Annotated in this window: 15 protein-coding genes; 6 read left to right on the top strand and 9 right to left on the bottom strand. The window is 39.4% G+C overall.

The window, feature by feature from the left end; translation table 11 throughout:
• Positions 1–7 precede the first annotated feature (7 nt).
• From OA84_RS08045 to dnaE, 5 genes are all read right to left on the bottom strand, one after another.
• Positions 8–1,063 (bottom strand): efflux RND transporter periplasmic adaptor subunit, encoded by a 1,056-nt coding sequence (locus tag OA84_RS08045; protein ID WP_039344568.1) that lies wholly within the window; start codon positions 1,061–1,063, stop codon positions 8–10.
• 11 nt (positions 1,064–1,074) lie between these two features.
• On the bottom strand, positions 1,075–2,406 hold the full coding sequence (locus OA84_RS08040; RefSeq protein WP_039344565.1) for a TolC family protein: 1,332 nt from the start codon (positions 2,404–2,406) through the stop codon (positions 1,075–1,077).
• 1 nt (position 2,407) lies between these two features.
• Positions 2,408–3,007, bottom strand: a complete 600-nt coding sequence (locus OA84_RS08035; RefSeq protein ID WP_039344562.1) for a TetR/AcrR family transcriptional regulator — start codon at positions 3,005–3,007, stop codon at positions 2,408–2,410.
• Positions 3,008–3,252: 245 nt separating this feature from the next.
• Positions 3,253–3,912, bottom strand: coding sequence for a LuxR C-terminal-related transcriptional regulator (locus OA84_RS08030; RefSeq protein WP_039344559.1), 660 nt, complete (start codon positions 3,910–3,912; stop codon positions 3,253–3,255).
• Between the two features lie 138 nt (positions 3,913–4,050).
• On the bottom strand, positions 4,051–8,706 hold the full coding sequence (dnaE, locus tag OA84_RS08025; RefSeq protein WP_039344557.1) for a DNA polymerase III subunit alpha: 4,656 nt from the start codon (positions 8,704–8,706) through the stop codon (positions 4,051–4,053).
• 149 nt (positions 8,707–8,855) lie between these two features.
• Here dnaE and OA84_RS08020 point away from each other — a divergent pair, with 149 nt between their 5' ends.
• Both OA84_RS08020 and ligA read left to right on the top strand, forming a co-directional pair.
• Entirely contained in the window at positions 8,856–10,928 is a 2,073-nt protein-coding gene (locus OA84_RS08020) for an alpha-ketoacid dehydrogenase subunit alpha/beta (protein ID WP_039344554.1), read from the top strand.
• A 427-nt stretch (positions 10,929–11,355) separates the two neighbouring features.
• Entirely contained in the window at positions 11,356–13,359 is a 2,004-nt protein-coding gene (gene ligA, locus OA84_RS08015; protein WP_039344551.1) for an NAD-dependent DNA ligase LigA, read from the top strand.
• A gap of 19 nt (positions 13,360–13,378) precedes the next feature.
• Here ligA and OA84_RS08010 read toward each other — a convergent pair whose 3' ends face one another.
• The gene (locus OA84_RS08010; RefSeq protein ID WP_039344550.1) at positions 13,379–14,497 is read right to left on the bottom strand and encodes a DNA polymerase III subunit; all 1,119 of its coding nucleotides are present in this window, start codon (positions 14,495–14,497) and stop codon (positions 13,379–13,381) included.
• 270 nt (positions 14,498–14,767) lie between these two features.
• Between OA84_RS08010 and OA84_RS08005 the strand changes: the two genes are divergently transcribed.
• Genes OA84_RS08005 through OA84_RS07990 form a run of 4 tightly spaced genes read left to right on the top strand, consistent with a single transcriptional unit; the run spans position 14,768 to position 19,279 of the window.
• A complete protein-coding gene (locus OA84_RS08005) occupies positions 14,768–16,042 on the top strand; it encodes a membrane protein (RefSeq protein WP_039344548.1) in 1,275 nt (424 codons plus the stop codon).
• Positions 16,043–16,045: 3 nt separating this feature from the next.
• Positions 16,046–16,636, top strand: a complete 591-nt coding sequence (gene lptC, locus OA84_RS08000) for an LPS export ABC transporter periplasmic protein LptC (RefSeq protein WP_039344545.1) — start codon at positions 16,046–16,048, stop codon at positions 16,634–16,636.
• A 45-nt stretch (positions 16,637–16,681) separates the two neighbouring features.
• Positions 16,682–17,731 (top strand): anhydro-N-acetylmuramic acid kinase, encoded by a 1,050-nt coding sequence (locus OA84_RS07995; protein ID WP_039344542.1) that lies wholly within the window; start codon positions 16,682–16,684, stop codon positions 17,729–17,731.
• Between the two features lie 18 nt (positions 17,732–17,749).
• On the top strand, positions 17,750–19,279 hold the full coding sequence (locus OA84_RS07990; RefSeq protein WP_039344539.1) for a carbon-nitrogen hydrolase family protein: 1,530 nt from the start codon (positions 17,750–17,752) through the stop codon (positions 19,277–19,279).
• 63 nt (positions 19,280–19,342) lie between these two features.
• On the opposite strand, the gene OA84_RS07985 is transcribed toward OA84_RS07990, so the two are convergent.
• The 3 genes from OA84_RS07985 to OA84_RS07975 all read right to left on the bottom strand — a co-directional run bounded on the left by OA84_RS07985 (position 19,343) and on the right by OA84_RS07975 (position 23,321).
• Positions 19,343–21,529, bottom strand: a complete 2,187-nt coding sequence (locus OA84_RS07985) for a TonB-dependent receptor plug domain-containing protein (protein WP_052252187.1) — start codon at positions 21,527–21,529, stop codon at positions 19,343–19,345.
• A gap of 358 nt (positions 21,530–21,887) precedes the next feature.
• Complete coding sequence (kdsA, locus tag OA84_RS07980) at positions 21,888–22,697, bottom strand: 3-deoxy-8-phosphooctulonate synthase (protein ID WP_039344533.1); 810 nt, start codon at positions 22,695–22,697, stop codon at positions 21,888–21,890.
• 99 nt (positions 22,698–22,796) lie between these two features.
• Positions 22,797–23,321, bottom strand: a complete 525-nt coding sequence (locus OA84_RS07975; protein ID WP_039344531.1) for a DUF1697 domain-containing protein — start codon at positions 23,319–23,321, stop codon at positions 22,797–22,799.
• Positions 23,322–23,390 lie beyond the last annotated feature (69 nt).

Raw genomic sequence — 23,390 nt, 5'->3', positions numbered from 1 at the left:
TAATCGATTATTTTAAAATTCTGATTTTGGTTTTATCAGTAAGATTTATCTGTCCGCTGGTTACTACCAAGTCACCTTCTTTTAAACCTGAAAGAATCTGAACGCGGTCGCCGTAGTTCAGGCCACTTTGTACTTTGGTTAAATAAGCGACGTTGTTTTTCACCACAAAAATCAAATTATCGCTTACACTGCCTACAAAAGCATCACGCGGAACCACCAAAACACTGTTTTCACCATTATTGTTGAAAATTGCGCTTCCGTACATTCCGGCTCTGAGTTTATTAAAACTGTTCGGAACTGTAATTTCTACCGGGAATTTTAAAGCTCCGGACGCAGCAGGTGCAATAAAGGTAATTCGGCCATCGATAGCACCGTCAATTACATCCGGTTTTACTTTTACCGTATTTCCTACCGCAAGCTGGCTTACCAAAGACTGGTCAACATCAACTTTTAATTTAACCGAAGAAATATCCACAATTTCTACAATCGGATTTCCCGGCGCTAAAACAGCACCAACTTCTACAAATTTTTGGTTCACAATACCGCCAATTTTTGAAATAATATTGGTGTCACCGGATTGTAGTTGTGCGGATTGCACCTGAGATCTTGCATTTTTTACCTGAAGTCTGGCTTGATCCAACTGCAAAGCTGTAACACCGCCGGTTTTGTACGCAGCTTCGTAGCGGCTGAGAGCAGATTGAGCCTGAGCTAAATTGGCTTTTGCGTTATCAACATTCACGTTGAGTTTTTCACCTGCAAGTCTGCCGATGCTTTGTCCTGCGCGCACGTAACTTCCTTCTTTTACGTAAAGTGCAATTAACTGTCCGTTGATTTCCGCAGAAATTTTGCTCGCTTTATTCGGTAAAAAAGTTCCGTTCAAAGAAAATTCGCCGCTAATTTCCTCTTTTTTTACAGTTGCTGTACGCACTGCAACATCAGCATTTTTTTCTGCAACAATGGCAACTTCAGCTTCGTTTTTCTTCTTGTTATTTTGAAGAATAAAGTAGAAACCCGCCGCAACCACGATAATTGCTAAAATTGTATATAAAGTTCTCTTTTTCATTTTCTGGTTTATTATTTTAATGTGTTGAGTTTGCCCTGGGATTTCAGTAATTCTATTTCAGCGAGTTTGTAATCTAATTTGGCCTTTGTAAGGTTATTTTTAGCATCGGTAAGATCTCTTTCAGCGTCTAAAATGTCATTCAAAGTTGCCAAACCGTATTTATAATTAGCTCTGGTGTTTGCTAAAACTTCTTCTGCAAGTTTTAAATTTTCCTGCTGTACATTGATGCTGACCATATTATTTGTAAGCAATGTCATTGCGTTTTTGTGCGCTAAATCCAAACCTAATTTGGTTTCCTGCAAATCAGCCTGCGCTTTTTCAATATCAATTTCATTGAGCTCTACACGCGCTTTTGTTGCAAAACCATTAAAAATCGGAACATTAATCTGTAAACCAACCGATGCTAAATCTGACCAATACACGCCGTTGCTTGAACCGTTCCACAAAGGAAACTTAGCACCCTGACCTAGATAACCGTAATTCGCATTTAAACCAACTGTCGGATAATATTCGGCTTTGGTGGCTTTTTTTTGCCATTCCAACAGTTCAATTTGTTTATTTGCCAGTTTCAGTTCTGTTCGGTTTTCAAAATTTCCGGGATCGCTGTCCGGTAAAATTGCCGGATCGAAAGTTTCCTCCGGTAAAGTAATTTCCTGCGACATTGGCATTCCGATCATAAATTTCAGTGCGTTTTCACTTAACTGAACTGCATTGATGAGCTGTTGCTGTGCTGAGGTCAAATTATTTTTCGCTACTGTAGTTCGATCATAATCAATTTTTCGCGCAAGTCCCGCGTCAAATAATCCTTTGATGATTTTGCTGGTCGCGTTGGTAATTTCAACATTGCTTTCTGCGTTGCGAAGCATTTGTTCGCTTTTGTAAACATCGTAATAGGCATTTGCAACTCGTTCTACAATCTGTTCCTGCGTAAGCTCTGCATTGATGATATAAAACTCTTTCGTGCTTTTTGCTGCTTTCAAGCCGGTAAAAACTGCCTGGTTAAAAAGTACCTGCGATAGCTGAATATTGTTGCTGGAAACCCATTTTTGGCCAAAAGCAACTTTCACCTGCTGGCCCGGCTGACCGAAAATTTCACCTGGTAAAACAGATTCCTGCTGCAGCGGATTATACGTTGTATTGCTGCTGAATGAAATGTTTGGGTACGCGCGCGACTTTATTTCCGCAATCTGCGCATCGCCTTTTCTAATGTCCAGTTGCGCTTTTTTAGCATCTGCTTTATTTTGCAGCGCATAAGAAATGGCTTCCGAGAGTGTAAGAACTTTCACTTCCTGACCGAAAACCAAACCACCGCAAAAAAGAAGACTTAGTGCTACTTTTTTCATACTATTTATTTAATTTTTTTAAGATTTCTTTTCCTTTTTCTGTGGTAATTGCATACATATACATATTCATCAGCTCGTTTTTGTAATAAACTTTATCGATGACGTTCGGGTCCAGATAAATTGAGCTTTCCATGGACATGATGAGCTGGAGAAAAAATTTCGCATACACTTCCGCATCGAAATTGGTGCGGTAGTAACCCTGCGCTCTGCCCTTTTCGATATTATGAATCATTACCTGCGAAAATTTTTCCGCAAATTCCAGCATGTGTTTATTGAAAATCGACGGGTAATATTTAAAAAGCTGCTTGATCAGCAAACTGTTGTTGGAATCTGCAACTTTATCAATCTGTTCATCACGACAAAACATCCTCTCCACCGCGTTTTCAACCTGATCGTCCAGAAACCGAAGTCTGGTGATAATTTCATCAAGTTTAAAATGAAGAACCGCTTCTATCAGCTCTTCTTTATTCTTGTACTTTACATAAAGCGTTTTTTTAGAAATGCCGAACGCTTTGGATATGTCGTCCATTGTCACCGTTTTAGCGCCATGTTCTAAAAAAAGCTCCGATGCTTTTACTAAAAATTCTGTATTTTCTTCCATAATTTCGGCAGCAAAGGTACAAAAAAAACCAAGAAACGAAAATAGTTTCTTGGTTTTTTAATGCTTTTTATGAATTTTTTATAAACTGTTTTAGATAATATTTTTTTTAAATTTTCCAAATCATAAAAATTTACCGTTTTAAGACCGAATTTTTTTAAATAAAATTTTGAAAACGCGTTTTATTTTCGAGTTATCCAATTTGAAAAAAAAGCCGCTTTTTGGCCCGAATTTTTTAAAATCTACTTTTATCTTTCCGTTAGATGATTTTCCCTTGCGAATTTTATGAGGTTTGCAGAATTACGGATTTTGAATTTGTGCATAATATTCCGGCGGTGACATTCCACCGTGTGCGGGCTAATTCCTAATTGATCGGCAATTTTTTTGGTGCGGAAACCTTCACAAACCAAATTTAAAACTTCTCTTTCGCGCCGAGTAATTTCGGTGCTCAGTTTATGGATCCGGATTTCAGCATCTTCCACCTCGCATACAAAATGTACAAGCCGGTTTTTCGCCTCATCGGTCATATAAATTTTACTGGAAAGCACTTCGGTAAAAGCTTCTTTTAATTCCGCCGAAGATGCGTTTTTGCCGACATAAGCTTTAATTCCTTTTTCGAAAAGTTTTTTGACATCGGCCATTTCCAGATCAACAGCAAAAATTATAACTTTCAAACACGGATTTTTCCGGACTAAATTTTGAATTAAATTGATAAGCTCTTCCGCTGGAAACCCACTCGAATTTAAAAACAAAACGCTGTCCTCGTTCTGTGGTAAATCCGGAAGTACAGAAATATCTGAAATCCTTTCAACACCAAATTCATCATTGAGAATTAAATTCTCAAAAAAAGGCCTTAATTGCTCGAAATTTTCACCGCCGTCGCCGCAAAGAATAACTTTCGGTTTCATGGATGTTTTCCGCGAAATTATAAATTTATTTAAGATTTTAAAGCAATGAACTTGAAATTAGTAATAAAAAGGGTTAAAATACGGTAAAAAATTCCGCGTTGTAAATAGGAAAATTCCGGGCTAAAAGCAGGTTTTTTTCTAATTTAGAAAAATCTGGTATTTCTGCATTTCATTGAAAACACCGATTAAATCGCCATTTACCTCGATATTGGTTTGCATGCTCATGACTTCAAGCTGACTTTCATCAGCCGGGTTTTTAATGAAAAAGTTCAGTTTCTGTTCACCTTTGTGTTCACCAAACTGGTTCCGGAAAAACTCTACGTCTTCTTTGCGTAAATCATTAACATCAACTACGACGGTCATTTTTTTTGCAAACTTTTCAAAAGCTTCTTTAAGATCGGTAACATCGGTAATATTTACGAAAACGCGGCCGTCATTGGCTTGGGAAAATTTCACTTTGAAAATTACAAAACGCTGCACATCTATTTTATCCCGGAACTTCATGTAATCGCGGTCGCCCAAACGAAAAGAGTAACTTCCGCTGTAATCTTCCAGCATTAAAAAAGCCACTTTTTCACCGCTATTTTTGCCGTCTTTTATGGTGTATTCTGTAACCAAACCAGCGACCATATATTCCGGCGTGTTATTTTTCATCGCCTGTTTTTCTTTCCAGGTCAGCTTATCATTATTAAATAAATCCGGTTGATTATTCCCAAAAACCGAATTTTTATAACTTTCAATTTCATCGAGGTTCAGGAAATTAAAGTTTCCACGCGGTTCCACGATTTTTGTCGGTTCTTCGATGAGTTGTTCATCTTCACCTAAAATTTCGGCCGGTAAATCCAAAGCATCTTCATCGCTTTCTTCACCTCCAGAAATTTCGAGCGGTAAAACTACTTTTTCCAGTTCTACGGTTTCTTCTTTTTTATCTTCCAAAATCGCTTTTTTGCTGAGTGCGCCCTGCAAAAACTGATACTGATATTTGTATTCGTCCAACGGATGCGCAGAGAGATAAAAACCTATAATTTCCTTTTCTTTATTGAGTTTGTGCATGTTTTGCCATTCCGGCGCCGGATTCAGTTTCGGCTGTTCAATTTGGACTTCATCCGCGAAATCAGCAAAAAGCGAATTTTCAATTTCGTTTTTGTTATCCTGAAAACTCTGCCCGTAGCGGATTAAACGTTCAATATTTGTTTTCCCGGAATTATCAATGTCAAAATATTGCGCACGGTGATAACGGTCTACTTCGTCGAAAGCGCCGGCAACTACAAGACTTTCCGCAACACGCTTGTTCATCTGCGAAGTCGGAATTCGCTCGAAAAAATCGTAAATATTTTTAAATCTTCCCGTTTTTCGTGCTTCAACAATCGCTTCACTCGGGCCTTCACCAATTCCTTTTATGGCGCCCAAACCAAAACGGATTTGTCCTTTTTCATTCACTGCAAACGCGTATTGAGATTCGTTCACATCCGGTCCCAGAACATCCACACCAATTGCCTTGCAATCTTCCATGAACAGGGTGATTTGCTTGGTATTGTTAATGTTATTAGACATTACACTCGCCATGTATTCTGCCGGATAATTGGCTTTTAAATAAGCGGTTTGATAAGCGATCAGCGCGTAGCAGGTGGAGTGACTTTTATTAAAAGCGTATTCCGCAAAAGCTTCCCAGTCTTTCCAGATTTTATTAAGCTTGGTTTCATCAAGATTATTGCTTTTTCCACCTTCGATGAATTTTGGGTACATTTTATCCAGCACATCACGCTGTTTTTTACCCATGGCTTTCCTCAAAGTATCGGCTTCACCTTTGGTGAAATTGGCGAGTTTTTGCGAAAGCAACATTACCTGCTCCTGATAAACCGTAATTCCGTACGTTTCCTTTAAAAATTCCTCAGTTTCTTCAAGGTCATACACCGTTTCTTCCACTCCGTTCTTACGGTTGATGAAGAGCGGAATATATTTAATTGGTCCAGGCCTGTACAGCGCGTTCATGGCAATCAAATCAGCAAATTCCGTAGGTTTCAGCTCGCGCATATACTTCTGCATCCCGGGACTTTCATACTGAAAAATTCCGATTGTTCTACCCTCTTTAAAAAGCTGATAAGTTTTTGCATCATCCAGCGGAATGGTATCCGGATCTATTTCAATACCATGTTTTTGCTTGATAAGCTTTATAGCGTGCTTAATTATGGTTAAAGTTCTTAAGCCTAAAAAATCCATTTTAAGCAACCCGGCGCTTTCTGCCACCGAGTTATCGAATTGTGACACCAAAATATCAGCATCTTTCGAGGCGATGGTGATCGGAACCAAATTCGAAATATCTTCCGGCGTAATAATTACACCACAGGCATGAATTCCGGTATTTCGAATGCAACCTTCCATTTTCTGCGCCGCAGCAAGAACTTCGTAACGGTCATCCTGTGGATTTGCCAAAATATCCTTCATTTCCTGCGCCAGCATTTTATCTTCGGGCGCCAGTTTTTCAAATTTCGCAAAAGCTTTTGCGATGTTCATTCCGGGTGTCGTCGGAATTAACTTTGCGATGTTGTTGGTTTCAGAAATCGAAACATCTAAAACACGACCAGCATCTTTAATCGCAGATTTTCCACCTAAAACCGAGTAAGTGATAATTTGCGCCACGTTATTTTTACCATATTTTTCCACTACCCATTTGATGATTTTATCGCGGCCTTCATCATCGAAATCGATATCGATATCCGGCATCGATACACGTTCCGGATTAAGAAAACGCTCAAAAAGCAGGTCATATTTTATTGGATCAACATTGGTAATTCCGGTGCAATAGGCGACGGCAGAACCCGCAGCAGAACCACGTCCCGGCCCGACCCAAACACCCATTTTCCGCGCTTCATTGCAGAAATCCTGAACAATCAAAAAGTAACCCGGATAGCCGGTATTTGCAATAACTTCAAGCTCGAAATCAAGTCGTTCGTGAATTTCGTCGGTGATTTCAGCATATCTCGCGGCAGCACCTTTATAAGTCAAATATCTTAAGTACGCATTTTCACCTCTTTTTCCGCCATCATATTCATCTTCCGTACTTTGAAATTCTTCCGGAATTTTAAACGCCGGCAACAAAACATCTCTTTTTAATGTAAAAGGCTCGAATTTCGCCAAGAATTCGTCGTACGCTTCAAAAGCATCCGGAAATTGTCGAAAACTTTGTTTGATTTGCTCGGTATTTTTAATATAAAATTCCTGGGAAGGCAAACCGCGTCTTTTCCCGAAACCTTTACCAACCGGCGAGGAAAGTTTTTCACCATCTTTGATACAGTACAGAATGTCCTGAATGTGTGCCTCGGATTTTTCGGTGTAAAAAGTCTCATTTTGCGCCAAAAATTTAACTTCATATTTTTCCGCAAACCGCAGCAGGACATCATTTAAATATTCTTCTTCCTCGAGTTCATGATTTTGAAGCTGAACATAAAAGTCATCTTTAAAAGTTTCTTTCCACCATTGAAAAAGTTCTTCACCTTTCTGCTCTCCAAATTCCATAATGGTGTTCGGGATATCACCTGTAATTCCGGAGGTAACTGCAATTAGGTTTTCCTTATATTCCGCAATCATCTGCTTCGAAATCCGCGGAACACCGAAATAAAATCCGTTCACGAAACCTAAACTGGAGAGTTTTGCAAGATTTTTATATCCCTGAAAATTCTTCGCTAAAAGCACCATATTAGTTCGGCGGTCCGGATCGTCTTTGGTAAATTGTTTCTGCTCCGGCCGGTCGGACAAATAAAATTCGCAGCCGATAATGGGGATTAACGGATTTTTGCGCGGTTCAGTTTCATTAAATACAATTCCTTCGTCTTCCGCTTTCTGTTTTTTTGCCTGATATTCTCCGTAATTTTTCTTAATTGCACTGTTGGCTTTTTCAACTTCAGAAATGAATTTAAAAGCGCCCATCATATTGCCCAAATCCACAATTCCAACGGCCGGAAGGTTATTTTCAAGCGCTTTTGTAATCAGTTCACCAATATTTGTTGAAGCCTGCAAAGACGAATAAATACTATGATTGTGGAAATTGAAATAGCTGCCGATTTCAATTTCATCAGTGTCACCAAAGTGAACCGTATTTTTCTTCAGTATTGAAGCGGCAACCTGGCGACGAATCACAATTGGAAAAGGTTTTATCGCACTCGGATTTGCGGCGATAAACTCCTGGAGTTCAATTTGAGAAATTTTAAGTGTTTCAGCCGGAATAATTCCGATACGCTTCATCTCAAAGAAAACCTGCGCTGTCGCATTTACGTCAGCCGCCGCGTTATGTGCTTCATCGAATTTTTCGCCGTATAATTTTTCGTAAAGTTCTTCGAGTTTCGGTGACTTAAATTTTCCGCTTTTTCCACCGCCGAGCTGGCAGAAATCTGTTCCAATCTGCATCGTATCAGCAAAAGATAAACTTTGTAGATTGTTCTCAATCTGCTTGCGGAAAAACTCCGCGCCCACGATATTATAATCAAAAATAATATTATGACCGATGACGACTTTCGCTTTATTTATCGCTTCGCGAAATTCATTTAAAACTTCGCTTAAATCACGACCTTCTTCGGTTGCTATTTTTGTAGAAATTCCGTGAATTCTCTGAGAAGAAAACGGAATATCGTAGCCTTCAGGTTTAATGATATAATCTTGATTTTCGAGCAACGCTCCGTCATTTGCATGCAATTGCCAGGCTATCTGAACCATTCTTGGCCAGTTGTCGGAATCGGTAATCGGAGCGTTAAAATTTTTAGGTAAACCCGTAGTTTCGGTATCGAAAATCAAATACATTGAAGAGAATAATTTCGGTAAAATTACTTTAAAATAACTTCAAAAAAAAGTTGCGTTTTAGAAATGTCTCTACCCGCTTTTTATCAGGTTTTTGGTTTAAATTTCAAAAGTTTGACTTTCTTCTGCTAAAATTTTTATCTTTGTTTTCTATGGAAATTATTAAGAAAGAAAGCGTTTCTCAGGATATTTTTTTAAAAGCTTTTAAGCATATGATGGTTGCAAAAGCCACCGCTGATGTGTACGAAGAAAACCGAAATCTGTGCAAATACGTGCATTCCACCTCCCGAGGACACGAAGCCATCCAACTGGCTACAGCTTATCAACTGACGAAAGAAGATTGGGTTTCACCTTATTATCGTGATGAAAGTTTGCTGCTGGGCATCGGTTTCGAACCTTATCAGCTGATGCTTCAACTTTTGGCAAAAGCCGACGACCCGTTTTCCGGCGGGCGTTCTTATTATTCACATCCGTCAAGCCGCGCTGAAAATCTGCCTAAAATAATCCACCAAAGTTCTGCCACCGGAATGCAGGCCATTCCAACCACCGGCGTTGCGCAGGGAATTAAATATATCCAGGAATTTAAGCTGAAAACCTTCGAAAATAATCCGGTTGTAGTCTGCAGTTTCGGTGATAATTCTATTACAGAAGGGGAAGTTTCTGAAGCGTTTCAGTTTGCGGCACTTCATCAGCTTCCGATTATCTTCTTGGTACAGGACAACGAATGGGGAATTTCTGTAACCAAAGAAGAAGCGCGGACTTCAGATGCTTATGATTTCGCCGCGGGTTTTGTTGGTTTAAACAGAATGAAAGTCGATGGAACCGATTTCGAAGCGAGCTTTGAAGCGATGAAAAAAGCCGTTGATTTCGTGCGCGAAGAAAGAAAGCCGATGTTGGTTTGCGCCAGCACCGTTTTAATTGGGCATCACACTTCCGGCGTTCGCCGCGAATTTTACAGAGATGAGGAAAATCTGGCGAAACACCGCGAAAAAGATCCGGGTAATATTGTCAGAAAAAGATTGCTGGAAGAAGGCATCGACGAAGAAATTTTAAAACAAATAGAAAAGAAGGCGCGCCTGGAAGTTGAGCAAGCTTTCCAAAAAGCGCTTGCAGCCGAAGATCCGCTTCCGCAGTCTGTTGAAGATCACGTTTTCGCGCCGACACCGATTACAGAAGAAGTTGGTGAGCGTGAACCTCAAGGTCAGGAGAAAATCGTCATGGTGGACGCTGCAATTCACGCGATTCAGGAATTGATGTGGAAACATCCGGAAGCTTTGCTTTATGGCCAAGATGTCGGTGAAAGAATCGGCGGAGTTTTCCGCGAAACGGTGACTTTAGGTAAAAAATTCGGCAATAAACGCGTATTTAATACTCCGATTCAGGAAGCGTATATCATTGGTTCCACAGTCGGAATGAGCGCGGTTGGTTTAAAACCAATTGTTGAGGTTCAGTTCGCTGACTATATTTATCCCGGCATTAACCAGCTGATTACTGAAATTTCGAAATCCTGCTATTTAAGTAACGGAAAGTTTCCAGTGAGCAACATTATTCGCGTGCCGATTGGTGCTTACGGCGGCGGCGGTCCATACCACAGCGGAAGTGTTGAAAGTATTCTAGCCAATATTAAAGGAATAAAAATCGCGTATCCAAGCAACGCTGCGGACTTTAAAGGTTTGTTAAAAGCTGCTTTTTACGATCCAAATCCGGTGGTAATGCTGGAGCATAAAGGCTTGTACTGGAGTAAAGTTCCGGGTACCGAAGAAGCAAAAACCATTGAGCCGGCTGAAGATTATATTTTGCCTTTCGGAAAAGGAAATATAATTCTGAACGCCAACCCGGAAGAAACAGAAAAAGGCAGAACAATGCTGATTGTGACTTACGGAATGGGAATTTATTGGGCGAAAGAAGCCGCGAAAAATTTCTCCGGACAAGTTGAAATTATCGATTTGCGAACCTTAATTCCTTTGGATGAAAAACTGGTGTTTGAACGCGTAAAAATTCACGGGAAATGTTTGGTTTTAACCGAAGAACAGCTGAACAATTCTTTTGCTGAAGCTTTTGCACACCGAATTTCTAAAAACTGTTTCCAGTATTTGGATGCACCGGTGGAAGCCATGGGATCTTTAAATTTACCTGCCGTTCCGATCAATTTGGTTTTGGAAAAAGAAATGCTTCCGAATGCGGAAAAACTTTCCAAAAAGATTGAAGAAATGTTGAAGAACTAAAACAAATTTCGTCTTAATTGAAAATGAAAAATATGCTGCTTTAGCGGCATATTTTTTTAATTTAACCACAAAGTTGCAAAAGTTTTTATCTAACCACAAAGTGCACAAAGATTTTTTCAATGTGCACAAAGCGAAAATAATCTGCGTGAATTCTTTGTGTCCTCTGTAATTAAAATTACGTGCAATCATTTCAATTTTTCGTTGTTCAAAGAACGTCTTTTTTCTGCATCATCAAAATTTTAGAAAAAGTGGAAAAAAATGCCATATAAACGGCAAATTTTTAATTCCTTCGTGAAAATTTCAGCGTTAATCGGCGAAAAATTATTACGCGACAATATTTAGACCATCAATTTAAATTTCAAAAAAAAGAAAAATCGGCCCGAAAATTTTTAAATGATTCCCTATTTTTGTAGAAATACCGCCATTTATGTCCGAAAAAATTTTAGAAAAAATTGAAGCGCTGCGCACAGAACTTCACCAGCATAATTACAATTACTACGTTGAAGATCAGCCGACGATTTCGGATTTTGAATTTGACCAGAAATTAAAAGAGCTTCAGGACCTTGAAATCGCCCATCCCGAATTTTATGATGCAAACTCTCCCACTTTGCGCGTTGGCGGTGAGATCACCAAAAATTTTCCGACGGTTCAACATCAGTTCAGAATGTATTCGCTGGACAATTCTTATGATTTTGATGATTTGGCGGACTGGGAAAAACGTATTATTAAAGTCATTGACGAACCTGTGGAATTTGTGGCGGAGCTGAAATATGACGGTGCTTCGATTTCGATTTTGTACGAAAACGGAAAGCTCAAACAAGCGGTGACACGTGGCGATGGTTTTCAAGGCGATGAAATTACCGCGAACGTGAAAACGATTTCTGATATTCCTTTGACTTTAAAAGGTGAATTTCCGAAACAATTTTTTATGCGTGGCGAAATTTATTTAACTAGGAAAAACTTCGATAAAATAAATCTGCGCCGCGAGGAAGAAGGTTTGGATTTGTTTATGAATCCGAGAAATACCGCGTCCGGAAGCTTGAAAATGCAGGATTCCGCAGAAGTTCGAAAGCGCGGACTTTCGGCGGTACTTTATCAGTTTATTTCTACCGAAATTCCGGCGCAAACACACTGGGAATTATTGTCAAATGCAAAAAAATGGGGGTTTAAAGTTTCAGATCAGGCAAGATTGTGCACGAATTTAACTGAAATCCAGGATTTCATTAATTACTGGGATGAAGCGCGACACGATCTTCCGTTCGAAATCGATGGAATTGTGCTGAAGGTAAATTCCATTAAACAGCAGTCGCAGCTCGGATTCACAGCCAAATCTCCGCGTTGGGCGATGGCCTATAAATTCAAAGCTGAAAAAGTTGAAACCGAATTGTTAACCGTAACCTATCAGGTCGGCCGAACTGGTGCAATTACACCGGTGGCAAATTTAAAACCTGTTTTACTCGCTGGAACCACCGTAAAAAGAGCAAGTTTGCACAACGAAGATATCATCAGAAAGTTGGAACTGCATGAGCACGATTTCGTTTATGTGGAAAAAGGCGGTGAAATAATACCAAAAATTGTCGGTGTAAACGAGGAAAAAAGAAACCCACAAAACCGGGAAATCCAATATATCACGCATTGTCCGGAATGCGGAACAACGTTGGTGAAAATTGAAGATCAGGCCATACATTTTTGCCCTAATGATTTGCATTGTCCGCCGCAGGTTGTAGGACGAATGATTCACTATGTTTCGAGAAAAGCTTTAAATATCGAAAATTTAGGCGCTGAAACGATCGAACAATTGTATCGTGAAAAATTGGTCGAAAATCCGGCAGATTTTTACACTTTAACCAAAGAGCAGATTTTGCCACTGGAAAGAATGGGCGAAAAATCTGCGCAGAATATTATTGACGGAATTGAAAAATCCAAGACAATTCCTTTTGAAAAAGTACTTTTCGGCATTGGAATCAAGCACGTAGGTGAAACCGTTGCGAAAAAACTCGCGAAAAATTTTGAAAGCATTGAAGCTTTAAAAGAAGCAACTGCGCTGGAACTCGTTCAGGTGGAAGATATCGGCGGAAAGATTGCAGAAAGCATCGTGAATTTCTTTCAGAATCCGGAAAATATTTTAATGCTTGAACGGCTGATATCTTACGGCGTCCAACTGGAAAAAGGTAAAAACTCAAACAAACTTTTAAGCACGGTTTTAGAAAATAAAACCTTTCTCTTTACCGGAAAACTCTCGCTTTTTACACGTGAAGAAGCCGAAGAAATGGTAGAAAAAAACGGCGGAAAAAATATTTCCGCCGTGTCTAAAAATCTTAATTATCTGGTCGTTGGTGAAAAAGCCGGCAGCAAACTTAAAAAAGCGCAGGAAATTGGCACCATCGAAATTCTAGATGAACAGGAATTTTTGAATTTATTGGCCAAATAGCGGCGAATTTTATTATTATTTACGCTGCTTTATGAATGTAGCGCGAAAGTTTTATTCCCAGATCCGTCCAAACTATTTTCGGATTTCCGTTGCGTTCCAGGTGATAATTAGCTTCGGAAATTTCTTCTAAAATAGCTTCGATGTTTGCACCGTGTATGAATTTTGAAAAGCTTTCCCATTTGAATCCGCCCGACTGAATTTTCTTGTATACCAATTCTTCGCCACCGTAATTCTGCAGCAGCGCGAGCCGGAACATTTCAGCACAATATTCCAGGAAATTCATTTGTTTCTCGCGGTTCCAAAGTGAAATTTTTCGGCCCCAAAGCACGATATTTTTCAGAAATTCCGGTTTCTTTTTCACCTGAAAAGCTTCGCGAACCCACATGATAAAAAGTTCTTCGTTTTCGGAACTTTCGTTTTCGACAGTCATGAGTTTTTGCGCGGTGTTCCAGTTTCCCTGGGCCTGAAACAGAATTTCGGAAATTTTTGCCGTTTCAGCACGGAATTTTTTCTGAAGTGCTGTGCTTAAATATTCGTCGGAAATTTGTGGAACTTCAACAAGCTGCGTGCGCGAAAGAATGGTTTGCAACATGTCACCGGCGTCGTTTGCAATTAATATGATATAGGTGTTTTTTGGCGGTTCCTCCAGGAATTTCAGGAATTTATTTGCCGCTTCGGTGTTCATTTTGTCAGCTTGCCAAACGATGAGGATTTTGCTGCCGCCTTCAAAACTTTTCAGCGCAAATTTCTTGTTGATTTCATCAACTTCGTCAGCGTAAATGGTGAGTTGTTTATTTTCCGATTCCAAAATCGCGTTCCAGTCTTCAGCATTAGAATATGGATTTTCTAAAATCATATCGCGGAATTCCTCGAAAAACTGCGAAGACCAGCCAGTTTTATCGGATTTGAAAACGGGAAAACTGAAATGTAAATCGAGGTGATTCAGATTGTCGACTTTAGAGGAAGCACTTTCATTTTCACGGGTCAGGATTTCTTTAGCAAAAGCCAGCGCGAGTGGCAACGTTCCGTAACCTTCTTTACCGATAAAAAGCTGTGCGTGGCTCACACGGCGGTTTTCAATACTTTCTTTCAGCAGTTTTTTCAAGCTGTTCTGACCAACAATATCTTCCCAATTCATGCTTCAAAGATAATTTAAAATTTCATTTTTCTGAACTTCTAAATTCTTTGAAAAGCAGAAAAATTTGCCGTTCAAGCGACAGATTTTCTCCGATTACATTTTCGGTAAAAATCACGCCGTTTTTCTGAATTAAAAATTTGCTGCTATAATGGCATTTTTTTTAAAATTCAGTACAGATTTGCGTATTTAAGCTTAACAAACTTTAACCAAATGTGCTTTCACAGTTCAGTATTATTTAAGATATTTGCGCATTATTTTTAAAAATAGAGAATGAAAAGATTTTTTGTATTACCGATCATCGCGGCAGGTTATTTTATAAATGCCCAATCGATTGGTAATTCGCCTTACGCTGCCTTCGGAATTGGAGATGTAAAGTACGACAATACCGTAGATATCAATTCAATGGGTGGTGTTTCTACCGCGTATGTCTGGGATTTTAACAACAGTTTTAACTTCAGCAATCCGGCGGCGAACAAAAATTTAGGACTTACCAGTTTTAAAGTTGAAGGAACCAACGAAAATAATTTTTTCAAATCCGATTATAACGACGCCAATTCTACAAAGCATTCCACTTATTTATCCAACATTTCGCTTGCTTTTCCGCTTTCACCAAAAGTGAAATTCGGTTTGGGTTACCAGCCTTACAGCTCGAAAAAATATGAAGTCCTTACGGAGGAAAAAAACGAAAACGGCGACATTACGGCGAGCAGTTTCCGCGGCGAAGGTGGTTTGAACATGATTCAGGCGGCTTTTTCCTATCAAATTTCACCGGAGTTTGCTTTAGGCGCAAGAACCAATTTCTATTTTGGAAATTTATATGATATCAATGAAGTTACTGCGAGCAACGCGGAGCTGATTAACGGTTACGAAACCCGAAATAAAATAAAAACCTTTAATTTTACTTTAGGAACCGCGTATCAGAAAGCTTTAGAAAAAGATAAAAAACTGACATTTGGTGCGACCTATTCCTTCGGAAATACCGGCCAAATGGAAAGCACTTATAAAAACAGCACCTATTTTTACGCGCCAGGCAAGATAAAAACTAACGAAAGCATTATTGAAGAAAGCGCCAGCGAAGACAAAAACCTGATTCCGATGGAAGTGTCTGTTGGTGCCGGTTTAGGTAAAGATGGTAAATGGTTTGCCGGTACGCAGGTAGATTACAAAAAAGGTGAAACAGTACAATATTTAGGTCAGCCGTTCTCTTATCAAGATTCTTATAAAATTTCTGCGGGTGGATGGTTTATCCCGAATTTCAACAATTTCCGCAGCTATTTTTCCCGTGTAACTTACCGTTACGGAGCGTATTATGAAAAAGGAAATCTTCAGCTGAACGGAACGGATATTAACCAGTTTGCGATTACCGGCGGCATGCACTTTCCGTTTGACAGTAATAGCGCGAGCCGCATGAGCGGAATTGATCTAGGCCTGGAACTGGGAAAACGCGGAACGCTTGAAAACAATTTAATCAGCCAGAATTTCATTAACCTGAGAATAGGAATTAACTTTGCAGATAAGTGGTTTAATAAACGACTTTATGATTAGAAAATGAGTTTCCGAACTGCAATAAAATCTAAAAATATAGCCGCCCTTCTGGGTTGTGCTATATTTTTTGGTTTAATTTCCTGCGAAGAAGACCTTACGAAAATCAACAAAAACCGAAATACCAATTTCCCGTCGCAGATTATTTACAACGCGAATATCGTGCAGCGCGATTCGGGAATGGTGAAATTGCGTGCCACTGCTCCACTCATTGAAAAATTTGAATATATAGATTCGCCGTACATCGTGGCGCGAAAAGGAATAAACATTCTTTTTTACGACAAAAAAAAACCGAATGTACCAGGAAAAATTACGGCGAAATATGCGAAATTTAATGAAGTTAAAAAATTCTACGAAGCCAAAGGAAACGTACGAATTGTAAGTAATGAAAACCAAATGTTCGCCATGCAGTCCGTATATTGGGATCAGGTGAAACGCTTGATCTACACGACGGACACGGTTTATGTAACCGACAAAGACGGCTCTACGCTCGTTGGCGCGAACGGAATGAAAGCTAAAGATGATTTTTCTGAATACACTTTTTTCAATAATTCCGGAGATATCAACGCGCAGAAAATTCCGGAAAAAGGCCGTTAAAGCAGGCAATTTTTTCGATTTTCCTCACCTTCAAAAATTCATTTTATGACTTTTCATGCTTTAGGTTTAATGTCCGGAACAAGTCTCGATGGCCTCGATATCTGTCACGCAGCTTTTGAAAAAGATGATTTTGGAAAATGGAATTTCGAAATTTTAAATGCTGAAACTTTTCCGTATTCGGAAGAATTGGAAAAAAAGCTTCGAAATGCCACGAAAATTTCTGCTGAAGAACTTTTCGAACTTCACTCAGAATTCGGTTTTTATTTGGGTGAAAAAGTTCTGGAATTTATCGAAAAATTTCAGCTTACAAACATCGATTTAATTGCTTCGCACGGTCACACGGTTTTTCATCAGCCCGAAAAAAAATTTACGGTCCAGATTGGTGACGGACGAGCTATTAAAATTTTAACCGGAATTCCCGTAGTTTATGATTTTCGCAGTCAGGATGTTTTAATGGGCGGAAACGGCGCGCCTTTGGTGCCGATTGGAGATGAACTATTATTTTCAGAATACGACGCTTGCCTGAATATTGGCGGTTTTTCGAATATTTCATTTAAAGAAAATCAGCGCCGGGTAGCGTTCGATATTTGTCCCGTCAATATTGTTTTGAATAAATTTGCTCAGAAACTAGGTAAAAATTTTGATGAAAACGGCGATTTTGCACGAAGCGGGAAAGTCAACACAGAGCTTTTAGAAAAGCTGAACAAGCTGTCATTTTACCAGAAAAATCCACCAAAATCTCTCGGAATTGAATGGGTTTCCGAACATATTTTTTCATTGTTTAAAAACGGAAAAAGTGTTGATATTTTAGCAACTTTTACGGAACACGCGGCAGTGCAGATTGCGATGGTTTTCGAAAAATTCGGCCTTAAAAAGGTGCTTTTTTCCGGCGGCGGAACTTACAACCAATTTTTGATTGAAAGAATTAGTATTCATTCAAATGCTGAAATCATTATTCCTGGTGCCGAAATCATTAATTTTAAAGAAGCGCTCATCTTTGCTTTTATGGGCGTTTTGCGCTTTAAAAATGAAATAAACACCTTGGCTTCAGCCACCGGAAGTTCGCACGATCATTCGTCCGGACTTATTGTTTAACAAATTTAATTTAAGAAAATGCAGATCGATATTAGAAATTTAGAAATCTATGATTATGATGAATTGCGGGAAACCATGCAGAAAGCGTATCCTACAATGTCCGAAAGCATCTGGTCCAAAAAAAGCATTCAAAAGCTCATAAAAATTTTTCCCGACGGTCAAATTTGCATCACCGTCGATGGAAAAATTGCCGCGGTTTGTCTCGCGCTGAAAGTTCAGTACGAGCTCTTTGGCGACGATCATACTTATAACGAAATCACGGGAAATTATACCTTTAACACTCATTCAGAAACCGGAAATGTTCTCTACGGAATTGAAATATTCGTTGATCCGGAATTCCGCGAATTGCGGCTCGCACGGCGTTTATACGATGCGCGTAAAGATTTGTGTGAAAAATTAAATCTAAAATCCATTATTATTGGTGGTAGAATTCCGAATTATCATTTATACAGCGCAGAATTATCGCCACGCCAATATATTCAGCAGGTTCGAAAAAAAGAAATTTATGATCCGGTTTTAAGTTTCCAGCTTGCGAATAATTTTCTGCCAATTCGGGTGCTGAAAAATTACCTGCCCGAAGACGCAAATTCCGAAGAAAACGCGGTTTTGATGCAGTGGAACAACATCTATTACAGCAAAAAACCCAACACCATGCAGGATTCTGTAATCCGTTTGGGCTTAATTCAGTGGCAGATGCGGCATTTTAAAGACCTTGACGCTTTTTATGAGCAGGTAGAATTTTTCGTGAATGTGATGGCGGATTACAAATCGGATTTCATCATGTTCCCGGAATTTTTCAATACGCCGTTGCTTGCGCCTTTCAACCATTTGAGCGAAAGAGACAGCATGTTCAAACTGGCTGAACTTACGGAAGATATTAAGAATAAACTGTCTCAGCTCGCGATTGCGTACAACATCAACATCGTTGGTGGAAGCATGCCTTTGGTGGAAAATGAGGAACTGTACAACATTAGCTATTTGCTGCACCGCGACGGAAAAATTGATGAACACCGAAAAGTCCACATCACGCCGAACGAAAGAAAATATTACGGCATGAAAGGCGGAAATTCTATAAAAGTCATCGACACCGATTGCGGAAAAGTTGGTTTAGTGATTTGCTATGATGTAGAATTTCCGGAATTGCCGCGACTTTTAGCGGATCAAGGCATGAAAATATTGTTTGTTCCGTATTTAACCGATACTCAAAATGCATATATGCGCGTGCGGAATTGCGCTTCTGCAAGAGCGATTGAAAACGAATGTTACGTCGCAATTGCAGGTTGTGTGGGAAATTTGCCGGGTGTAAATAATATGGATATCCAGTATGGTCAGGCTGCGGTTTTCACGCCTTCGGATTTTGCTTTCCCGTCCAACGCGATAAAAGGTGAAGCAACACCAAATACGGAATCTACACTAATTGTTGATGTTGATCTAAATCTGCTGAAAGAACTGCATCATTACGGTGCTGTACGCACGATGAGCGACCGCCGGAAAGATTTGTACGACACAATTTCTCATCAGGATTCGGAAACAGATTCGGAGCAATAAATTACGTAATAAAATATAAAATCAAAAAAAATGCTGCTTTAGCGGCATTTTTTTCGTTTTGAATTAAAGCTTAAAATCCAGTTTTACATTGAAAAACCGTCCGGTCAACCGCACCGGAACTGGATAAATATAACCCGAATTCACATCATTTACCCACTGATTCGCAACGGTATTATTAATGTTAAATGCATTGAAAATCTGAACACCTAAAGTCAGTTCTTTAAAATTTTCCCAAAAAGCACCATTTATTTTATGGTCTTTCTGATCGATAAAAACTTTGGACAAACCAATGTCCACACGTTTGTAAGACGGTAATGTTTTTTGGTAACGGTATGGAGCTTCGAAGTCCGGCGTTCCATCAGCCTTAAAAGTCACAGGTGTTCCACTCGGCAGACCGCTTGAATACATCAAAGTCAGGTTCACTCGCATCGAAGGAAATTTCGGCATATAATCCTGAAAAAACATCGAAAACCGGAAACGTGGATCGGTCGGTCTTGGAATGTAACCTTTATCATTAATATTTTCAAAAACCCGCGCGTAGCTGGCAGAAATCCAGGAATCTACACCTGGAACAAATTCACCGAAAAGTCGCGTGTCCAAACCGTATGCGTAACCTTCAGCATTGTTTTTCCCGGAATAGCGGATTCTGATATTATCCAGATAATACGGGATTAAATGATCCATTTTTTTATAATACGCTTCCGTTGTCAGCTTAAACGGACGGTCTGCCATTTTAAATTCAAAATCATTTCCGAAAATAAGCTGAAGCGAACGCTGAGATTTTATATTTGGATTAAAACTGCCATCTACATCTTTAATCTCTTTGTAAAATGGCGCCTGGTAATAAATTCCGCCCGAAAGTTTAAACAGCATATCCAGCTCCCAATCTGGTTTTACAGCGACTTGCGCGCGTGGTGAAATAATGGTTTCATCATTGAAATCCCAATGCGAAGCGCGAACACCGGCGTTGACAAAAACGCGGTTTTCATTCCAGTAAAATTTCGTGGAATACTGCGCATAACCGGAAAGACGTGTCGGCTGAATGTTATTTTGCCCGGAAATATGGTATTTTAAACGTAGATCTGAAGTGTCTAAAGTCCCTGGATTTGCATAATCACGCGGCGAACTATAACCTAAAGAATCCACGAGTTGCCACTCGTTTGTAAGGTCTTTCAGATTTTCCTTTTCGAATTTAAAACCGGCTTCAAAATCGGTATTCACGGTTGGTGAAAATTTCCCTTTCAGTTGCGAACCGTAGGTTTTTACCTGCAAATCGTTGCGCGCGTGATCGATCTGGCCACCCACGTCATACGAAGTTACGGGCGCGCCGGTAACCGGATCAAAAGTTTGAAGCAAATAACCTGACGCCACAGAATAATATTCTCTCTCGCGGTTTTGATATGCAAAATTATCGAGGCTAAAAGACCATTTTTTGTTCGGCTTAAAATGAAGGGAAGCCGTTCCCATCATATTTTTGTACTGATCGTCTTCCTTTCCGTCATAGAAAACTGTCAGTTTTAATGGCGTTTGCAGAGTTCCGAATTCCACGTCTTTGGCTTTCGGCAGCATTTCATAATCATTTTTGCTCCAATATCCGATGAATGAAACCGCCCATTTATCATTAAATTTATAATTGATATAACTCTGAAAATCGGTATATTGCGGATTAAAATCGGTTTCTTCATTCAGCGTATTCAAAACCAAATTGGTATTTCGATATCTTCCCGAAAACAGTGCGGAAAGCTTTTGATTTTTAGACGCAAAACCGGTGGAAAGTCTTGCGCCGATTAAGCTTGCCTCACCGGAAATTTCAAACTTCGTTGGTTGACGATAATAGATATTTAACGAGGACGACATTTTATCGCCGTATTTGGCTTCAAAACCACCAGCGGAAAAATTGATCGATTGCACCATATCCGGATTGATGATGCTTAAACCTTCCTGCAGAGAATTCCGGATTAAAAACGGGCGATAAATCTCAATATCATTAATGTAAATAAGATTTTCATCATAATTTCCACCGCGCACCATGTATTGCGACGAAAGTTCAGCGTTGGAATTTACCGAAGGTAAAGTTTTCAAAAGCCCTTCCACACCCCCCGAAAGCGAGGCAACCTGCTGTGCTTCTTTCGCAGAAATTTCAACCGAGGTTAAATCGGTGATTTTCGGTTTTCCCTTTTTCTGAAAAACAACTTCCTGTATCGCGACTTCCCGGTTTGCATCAAGAAACAAAACCGTAATATTCTGCACTTTCGGGTTCGGTTTTACCGTTTTAGAAAAACCAGAAAAATTTGCCTTTTCAACCCGTAAAATCTGTTCCGAATCAGCGACTGGAATGCTTAAAAAACCATTTTGGTCGGTGGAAAAATTTAGATTGTTATAGGAAACATTTGCTTTAGAAACCGGGCGACCTGCTTCATCCAAAACTTTTAAACTTATTTGCGAGGAAGCAAAAATTGGCAGCAAAAAGACGAGAATTTTTATTTTTTTCAAGGGGAAAAATCTAGATTTTAAAGATAACAAAAATCATAGAATTTCATTGAGGAAAATTCGGTGCTTTAAGCCGGTAATTTTTAATTCTGCTTAAAAAACCTAAGAAAAAAAGCGATTATAAAATCGCTTCCCTTATTCTTGTTAGTTTTTGCAACAATTCTTCAAGTTTGTCAAGTCGAAGCATATTCGCTCCGTCTGAAAGTGCGCAGCTTGGATCCGGATGTGTTTCAATGAAAAGTCCGTCCGCGCCTACCGCAATACCTGCTTTTGCAATGGTTTCAATTAATTCCGGTCGGCCGCCGGTTACGCCCGAACTTTGGTTCGGCTGCTGTAAAGAATGCGTGACATCCAAAATCACCGGCGCATAATTTTGCATTGTCGGGATTCCACGGAAATCTACGACCAAATCGGTGTAACCAAAAGAATTACCGCGTTCGATGATCGCAGTTTTTTGATTGCCCGAATCATGAACTTTTTCTACCGCAAACTGCATGGATTCCGGTGAAAGAAACTGACCTTTTTTCAAGCTTACACATTTTCCGGTTTTTGCTGCGGCAATGAGCAAATCGGTTTGGCGAACCAAAAAAGCCGGAATTTGAAGGACATCAACGTAATTTGCTGCTAAAGCTGCATGTTCATTTTCGTGAATATCTGTGGTGGTTGGAATATTGAAAGTTTCACCAACTTTTTTTAGAATTTCCAGAGATTTTTCTTCGCCAATCGTGGTAAATGAATCTACGCGACTGCGGTTGGCTTTTTTAAAACTTCCTTTAAAAATATACGGGATTTGGTATTTGTTGGTCATTTCCACGACTTTTTCCGCGATGTTCAGCGCCATTTCTTCACCTTCGATAATGCACGGACCGGCGATGAGAAAAAAGTTTTTCGAATCTTTGTGGTGAATATTTTCTAAATACTGAATCATGATAATCGTTTTTAAAGGAAATTGATAGGTGCAAAAATACGGATTTTCTGTTTGAAAAAATTTCCCGCTATTTGAGGCTTTTTTTAGTTTTTGCTAAAGCTAAAATTTCAGCGCAATTTTTTCCAGCGTGTTGATATTTCTGCTGGTGAGTTTTTCTTTAAAGTTTTTGTTGCCAAGGATTTTACCAAAATCAGAATCCAGCGTGTTTCCTTTTTCAACCTGCCAGTAAAAAACATCAGCGAGAAGAATTCCTTTTTCACCTTCACTTTTTTGACAGATTTCAAATTTTTCATTTAAAAGTGAAGCGGTATTTTCGGAAGTGATAAAAACATAGTGGTGAAAATTATTGGCTGCTTGAAAGGGGTTTTTTTCCAAAATTCCTTTTACCTCGTTTTCCGTTTTTAAAAACAAAAATGCTTCGTAACCGAAGTGTGAACTGAGTTTTTCCTCAAGAATATTTTTAAGCTCAGCTTCGTTCTTTCCCGAGGAAAACAAAATATTTCCGGTGGCTAAAACCGAGGAAACTTCCTGCATACCGCAATTTTCGAAAACCTCGCAAACTTCAGCCATTTTCATTCGGGTTCCGTTGACATTTATTCCGCGCAGAAAAGCACAATATTTCATTTTTAATTTTTTTTTAAAGATAAAAAAAGAGCAACCTGGTTGCTCTTTAAAATTAATATTTTAAGACAG

Source organism: Kaistella solincola, assembly GCF_000812875.1.
Lineage (GTDB): Bacteria > Bacteroidota > Bacteroidia > Flavobacteriales > Weeksellaceae > Kaistella > Kaistella solincola.
Note: the sequence above shows the minus strand (reverse complement) of the source record. Positions and strands in the feature narration are given on the sequence as shown.